Source organism: Sediminibacillus terrae, assembly GCF_009602435.1.
Taxonomy (GTDB): Bacteria; Bacillota; Bacilli; order Bacillales; family Amphibacillaceae; genus Sediminibacillus; species Sediminibacillus terrae.
Genome location: NZ_VZDQ01000012.1, coordinates 1 through 1,555, shown reverse-complemented (window position 1 = coordinate 1,555; position 1,555 = coordinate 1). Strand labels below are relative to the sequence as shown.

Here is a 1,555-nt window from a genome sequence, read left to right as displayed (position 1 = left end):
TTTAAGCGAATCGATCTGGAACGATCAGCCAAAGAAGGTAAGAGCCCTGTAGTTGAAAGATTGTTTCCTCCGGAGTGGATCCTGAGTACGGCGGAACACGAGGAATTCCGTCGGAATCCGGGAGGACCATCTCCCAAGGCTAAATACTCCCTAGTGACCGATAGTGAACCAGTACCGTGAGGGAAAGGTGAAAAGCACCCCGGAAGGGGAGTGAAAGAGAACCTGAAACCGTGTGCCTACAAGTAGTCGAAGCCCGTTAATGGGTGACGGCGTGCCTTTTGTAGAATGAACCGGCGAGTTACGATCTCCTGCAAGGTTAAGTCGGATAGACGGAGCCGCAGCGAAAGCGAGTCTGAACAGGGCGAATCGAGTAGGGGGTCGTAGACCCGAAACCGTGTGATCTACCCATGTCCAGGGTGAAGGTCAGGTAACACTGACTGGAGGCCCGAACCCACGCGTGTTGAAAAACGCGGGGATGAGGTGTGGGTAGGGGTGAAATGCCAATCGAACACGGAGATAGCTGGTTCTCTCCGAAATAGCTTTAGGGCTAGCCTCAAGAGTTGAGTACTGGAGGTAGAGCACTGATTGGACTAGGGGCCCTCATCGGGTTACCGAATTCAGTCAAACTCCGAATGCCAGCCACTCGATCTTGGGAGTCAGACTATGGGTGATAAGGTTCATAGTCGAAAGGGAAACAGCCCAGACCGCCAGCTAAGGTCCCAAAGTATACGTTAAGTGGAAAAGGATGTGGAGTTGCTTAGACAACCAGGATGTTGGCTTAGAAGCAGCCATCATTTAAAGAGTGCGTAATAGCTCACTGGTCGAGTGACTCTGCGCCGAAAATATACCGGGGCTAAACGTATCACCGAAGCTGCGGATTGTTCTTGCGAACAATGGTAGGAGAGCGTTCTAAGTGCAGCGAAGTCAGACCGTGAGGACTGGTGGAGCGCTTAGAAGTGAGAATGCCGGTATGAGTAGCGAAAAAAGAGTGAGAATCTCTTTCACCGAAAGCCTAAGGTTTCCTGAGGAAGGCTCGTCCGCTCAGGGTTAGTCGGGACCTAAGCCGAGGCCGAAAGGCGTAGGCGATGGACAACAGGTGGATATTCCTGTACCACCTCCTTTCCGTTTGAACGACGGGGGGACGCAGAAGGATAAGGAAAGCGCACTGCTGGTCATGTGCGCCCAAGCAGTGAGAGAGTCGGATAGGCAAATCCGTCCGGCAATCTCGAGCTGTGACGGGGAGGGAAAATAAGTACCGAAGTTCCTGATTTCACACTGCCAAGAAAAGCCTCTAGTGAGGAAAGAGGTGCCCGTACCGCAAACCGACACAGGTAGGCGAGGAGAGAATCCTAAGGTGATCGGGAGAACTCTCGTTAAGGAACTCGGCAAAATGACCCCGTAACTTCGGGAGAAGGGGTGCTTCTTTTGCGAGAAGCCGCAGTGAATAGGCCCAAGCGACTGTTTAGCAAAAACACAGGTCTCTGCGAAGCCGTAAGGCGAAGTATAGGGGCTGACACCTGCCCGGTGCTGGAAGGTTAAGGGGACGCGTTAGCCG

Annotated in this window: 1 rRNA gene; it reads left to right on the top strand. The window is 52.9% G+C overall.

The annotated features are described in order from the left end of the window. Positions 1-1,555: ribosomal RNA gene (locus F6X55_RS05945) — 23S ribosomal RNA — on the top strand; the annotation flags it as partial.